6 protein-coding genes are annotated in these 4814 nt (G+C 61.1%); 1 reads left to right on the forward strand and 5 read right to left on the reverse strand.

Annotated features, from left to right (window positions below; genetic code table 11):
- The first annotated feature begins 157 nt into the window (after positions 1 to 157).
- Positions 158 to 757: a DUF6101 family protein gene (locus WBF74_RS04660; protein ID WP_424435894.1), complete on the forward strand. Its 600-nt coding sequence runs from the start codon at positions 158 to 160 to the stop codon at positions 755 to 757.
- A 39-nt stretch (positions 758 to 796) separates the two neighbouring features.
- Here the strand turns inward: WBF74_RS04660 and WBF74_RS04665 are convergent, their stop codons facing one another.
- From WBF74_RS04665 to WBF74_RS04685, 5 genes are all read right to left on the reverse strand, one after another.
- Complete coding sequence (locus WBF74_RS04665) at positions 797 to 1585, reverse strand: enoyl-CoA hydratase (RefSeq protein WP_424435896.1); 789 nt, start codon at positions 1583 to 1585, stop codon at positions 797 to 799.
- A gap of 117 nt (positions 1586 to 1702) precedes the next feature.
- Positions 1703 to 2353, reverse strand: a complete 651-nt coding sequence (locus WBF74_RS04670) for a class I SAM-dependent methyltransferase (RefSeq protein WP_424435908.1) — start codon at positions 2351 to 2353, stop codon at positions 1703 to 1705.
- Positions 2354 to 2358: 5 nt separating this feature from the next.
- Positions 2359 to 3309, reverse strand: a complete 951-nt coding sequence (locus tag WBF74_RS04675) for a bifunctional riboflavin kinase/FAD synthetase (protein WP_424435899.1) — start codon at positions 3307 to 3309, stop codon at positions 2359 to 2361.
- 103 nt (positions 3310 to 3412) lie between these two features.
- On the reverse strand, positions 3413 to 4273 hold the full coding sequence (locus WBF74_RS04680; protein WP_424435902.1) for a TIGR01459 family HAD-type hydrolase: 861 nt from the start codon (positions 4271 to 4273) through the stop codon (positions 3413 to 3415).
- 45 nt (positions 4274 to 4318) lie between these two features.
- Positions 4319 to 4814: RsmD family RNA methyltransferase (locus WBF74_RS04685; RefSeq protein WP_424435905.1), on the reverse strand; the 496-nt coding region annotated here is incomplete at its 5' end.

Genomic DNA, 4814 nt, shown 5'->3' on the forward strand with positions numbered 1-4814 from the left:
TCTTTGCGAAGGGGCCGAGAATGCCGCAAAGCAGGCGCAAAGCCAAAGGCGGCTGCGCGCGGCGCGAAATGCGCCGAAATGGCCCGAAGCGTTAACGGCATGCCAACCCATGCGCATTAGGCTTCCGTCATGATCTGTTTCGGGAGAAGTGCCTTTGGTGTCCGGTAAGTTCAGTGAAGCGAAAAACCGCAAGCGCATCTGGCGCGGGGGCGAGATTGACGCCGACCCTTTCAATCTGCCGGAGCATGTTGCCATAAAGGCAACGGCTTGGTCGGAGAGGGCGCTGGGCTTCATCCGTTTCGCGACGATCTACAAGGATGCCGTCTCCGCCTATGACAGTTCCCCCATTCTCGGCCGCTTCGAATGGTCGGAGCCGATCTCCGCTTATGAAGGGGTGGCGCTGCGCATCCTGCCGCGCGATACGGAGCGGAAAAACTTCATGGCCATCGTGGAGCTGAGCCACCGCGACCATCCCGCGCACAGCCTTGTTATCTATGCCGGAGAAGATGGCGTTGACGCTTCCTCGCGCTGGCGGGCTTGGGGCCGCGTGCTCAACTTGCAATTGCTGATTGAAGACCGAGAAGGCACGCTGCACCCGGCAGAGCGCAGGCTGGGGGCAATCCAGATCGCAAATCCGCAGCCTCATATGGCTGCAAACCCGCTTTCCCATCGCCGCCCGCTTGCCTTCGGTCAGTCAGGGCAGGCCCGTCTGTGGGGCAGCCGCCTCGCCGTAGGCGCCCGCCCTCACGCCTATTGAGCGTCAAGGCACAGTTACTTGCCGACGCGGCAAATCAAATCAGCCGAATTTTGAAAAATCAGGCTGGCGCTTCTCGAAAAAGGCGCTGATCGCCTCTTTTACCTCTGCTGAGCGAAGCTGCGCCCCGAAATGCGCGCCTTCTTCCGCCATGCGGGCTGCCACTTCCGCATGATTTGCCCCACCGCGCAAAAGCTGCTTGGTCAGTTTGATGGCGGTTGGTGCCTTGGCGGCAATTTCCTGCGCAATGCCCCGTGCCCGCTCCTGCAATTCTGCGTCGGGGAAGACATCCGCGACAAGCCCGAGCTGTTCTGCTTTGGCAGCGCCGATTTTTTTGCCGGTAAGGAAAAGCTCGCCTGCCTTTTGAACACCGATCATGCGGGGCAGCAGAAGCGTTGAGCCGGCTTCGGGAATGAGGCCGAGATTGACGAAAGGCATCTGGAAAGTGGCGCTTTCGCCCGCATAGACCAGATCGCAATGAAGCAGCATCGTCACTCCGACACCCACGGCAAGACCGTTCACGGCGGCAATGATCGGCTTCTCCGCCGTTGCAATAAGCCGCAAGAAGCGGGCCACGGGGCGCTCGACAGAGCCGTCATCAACGGGCCGGTTTCCCGCAGCGGCAAAATCTCCGAGATCATTGCCCGCCGTGAAGGCGTCGCCATTGGCAGTAATCAACACGGCGCGGATGGAGGGTGTTTCGGCGGCCCGCTGCAAGCCATCCCCCAGCGCCGCATACATGGCTTCCGTCAGCGCATTCTTCTTGTCAGGGCGGTTGAGCGTGATGGTCAGCACGCCCTTGTCGATGCTTGTCAGAACATGGTCGCTCATCTGGCTCTCCTAAGTCGGTTCCGTTTCGGAATTATGGTCTGTGGTGAGGCCGAGGGAAGCCCAAATTGGGGAAGCAGATGTGCGGGCGCGCAAGTGCGGAGGCGCGATTTTGAACAGTCAGACCGCAAGAAGCCGCCAGACGCTCGTATTTCGGACATCGGAATCCTCAAGCTCCCGTGTGGTTTTCACTGCATAGGAGACGAGTTTCTCAAGCCCGCTCTTGGGCAGATAGGTGCGGCCCGGATCGCCGATCAGCACCTCTACCCCTTCGCTCACAAGGCGGCGCAGCCAGGCCTCGATGCGCGCCGCAAGCGGTCCCTCATAGCACATGTCGCCCACGAGAATGACCTGCCAGCCCCGGTTCTCCCCGCCTACAAGGTCTTCGGTCGTGGCGGTGAGGGAGGTCTGGTTCTCGGCTGCGTTCAGAATGATTGCCTGCTCGGCAAACACATCAATGTCGGCACAAAGAACTGATCGCGCGCCCGCCATTTTGGCCGCAATGCCGATCAGGCCGGAGCCGGATCCGAAATCCAGCACGTTTTTGCCACTGACGACATCGGGATTGTCGAGAATATAGCGGGACAAAGCCTGCCCGCCCGCCCAGGCGAAGGCCCAGAAGGGCGGCGGAAGGCCGTTCTCCTGAAGCTCTTCCTCAGTCATTTGCCAGATAGGCACAATCTCGCTGGCAAGATGCAGCCTGATTTCAGGAATGAGGGGCGGTTCGTGGAGCGCCGTGTTGCGGCGGATAAAATCGGCAGGATCGCGGATGGCGCTCATTCTTCATTAGCCAGTGCGGCAAGAATGGCTCGGGCCTTTTTGCTGTCTTTGGCTATCTGAGCCTGCAAACTCTCCAGCCCGTCAAATTTCTGCTCCGGGCGGAGGTAATCGATGAAGGAAACAGCCGCATGAGCGCCATAAATATCGCCTGTAAAGTCGAATATATGGACTTCCAGCAGCACATCCTGCTTGTCGAAGGTCGGGCGGCGGCCAACATTTGCCACACCGTCATAAACGCCCTTATGCGGCCCGTCCTCGATCTCGATCCGCACCGCATAAACGCCAAGCGCGGGCTCCACATGGTCCTCAAGCGGCAGATTGGCGGTCGGAAAGCCGATGGTTCGGCCCCGCTGGTCGCCCTGCTGGATATGGGTTTCGACCGTCCACCAATGGCCGAGCAGCTTCGCGGCTCCGCGCGGATCACCCTTGGCAAGCAGCTCGCGAATGCGGGTTGAGGAATAGGTCACGCCATCCTCCTTCACGGCGTCCACAATGCTGACGCCAAAGCCTTCCATCTCGCCCATATAAGAGAGTGTCGCCACATCGCCGCCACGCCCCTTGCCGAAGCGGAAATCATATCCCGCGACGACATGCACGGGCTGTAGCCCGTTCACCAGCACATCCATCACGAATTCGGGGGCGAGCATGTGCGACAGGCGGGTATCGAAGGGCAGGGCGGCCAGCACATCCACGCCCATTTTTTCGAGCAGGCGCGCCTTTGCCCGAAAGGGCGTGAGGCGGAAGAAAGGCTTGTCGGGAAAGAAGAATTGCTGCGGATGCGGCTCAAAAACCAGCACGCCAAGCGGCACGCCAAGTTGCCGTGCCACCTCTGCCGCCTTCCCGATCACCTGCTGGTGGCCGAGATGCACGCCGTCGAAATTGCCGAGCGCATAAACCGCGCCCCGGAGACCGGGCGGTACCTGCTCGTAGTGACGGATGATCTTCATGGACGGGGCGGAGGCTCCGGAGGGAAAAACTCAGGCACAGGTCATGGCGGATCGACCGGGGAGCGTCAAGTATGCGTATGTGCAAGGCACCCCGCGCCGCGCCCTACCAGACGAGGCGGGGCATGGCCCCCACAGCGCGCACTCCGGCGCGGGCGAGGACATGCGCCACGCGCTCCTCTTCCGGCTTTTCAGGATCGGCACCGCAATCCGCAGCGGCAATACCGCCGGTAATAAAGAGAGCATCAATGCCCGCATCATTGCCGCCCTTGATATCCGTCAGCGGGCCGTCACCCACGGCAAGAATGCGATTGTCAGGAATTGTCACGCCGGCAAAATCCGCGAGACGCTGCCGCGCGATGCCATAAACCGGCCCATGCGGCTTGCCGAAATAGATGACCTTGCCGCCGAGTTCCGCATAAAGCTTTGCAAGCGCCCCTGCGCAATAGATGAGGCGGTCGCCGCGCTCCACCACAATATCGGGATTGGCGCAGACCAGTGTCAGCCCCCGTGCGGCCAGCCGCTCGAACATCTCGCGGTAATCTTCCGGCCCTTCCACATCATCATTGAAGGGGCCGGTCGTGAGAACGAACTCCGCTTCCGCTTCATCCACACAAGCGACACCTGTGTCCTCGAAAAGCGGCAGGTCGCGCTCCGGCCCGATATGGAAGCAGCGTGTGCCATGCTCATGGGAAGCAATGCAGGATTTCGTGGCGTCACCGGATGTCAGAATCCCGTCATAGACATCTTCCGGGATCCCCATCTGGCGGAACATGGCAGGCAACTGGCCCGAAGGGCGCGGCGCATTGGAAAGCAGAAGCACATGGCCTCCCTTCGCGCGAAACCGCGCCAGCGCATCCGCCACGCCCGGATAGGCCGTGCGACCATTATGCAGCACGCCCCAGACATCGCAGAGCAGCGCATCATAATCATCGGCGAGAAGGGAAAGACCGGGAAGCAGTGTCACGTCACGCTCCTTGCATGAAGAAAATCCTGAACCAGGACGGGAAACTCATGCGAGGCGCATGAAAATGAGTTCTGTGTCGCGGTATCGGCGCCGGTCCACTTCCTCGAAGCCCTCGGGCGCTTCGAAATCCGCCATCGCAATTTCTTCCACCACGCAGAGCGCGCCGGGGGCGAGCCAGTCTCCCTCCCGCGCGGAAAGAAGGGCCGCCGTGGCAAGCCCCTTGCCGTAGGGCGGGTCTGCGAAGAGGAGCGAAAAGGCAGGGCCGACGCTGCCGGGGCGCGGGCCGAGTTTGGTGGCGTCGCGCTTGTAAATCTTCGTATTGCCGGTGAGACCAAGCGCCTCGACATTGCTGCGGATCGCCGCCCGGCTTTCGGCATGTTCTTCCACGAAAAGCGCGAAGGAGGCGCCCCGCGAAATGGCCTCGATGCCTAGCGCGCCGGAGCCTGCGAAGAGATCCAGCACACGCGCGCCTTCAAGATCGAACCCCTCGAAATCCGCATGGGCAAGAATATTGAACAGCGCCTCGCGCGTGCGGTTGCCT

Source organism: Parvibaculum sp. (assembly GCF_049672805.1).
In the GTDB taxonomy this organism is placed as follows: domain Bacteria; phylum Pseudomonadota; class Alphaproteobacteria; order Parvibaculales; family Parvibaculaceae; genus Parvibaculum.

What these genes read in the sequence shown, in the direction of transcription:
- WBF74_RS04665 (WP_424435896.1), bottom strand. Translation starts at nt 1,585, where the DNA reads ATGAGCGACCATGTTCTGACAAGCATCGACAAGGGCGTGCTGACCATC.
- WBF74_RS04675 (WP_424435899.1), bottom strand. Translation starts at nt 3,309, where the DNA reads ATGAAGATCATCCGTCACTACGAGCAGGTACCGCCCGGTCTCCGGGGC.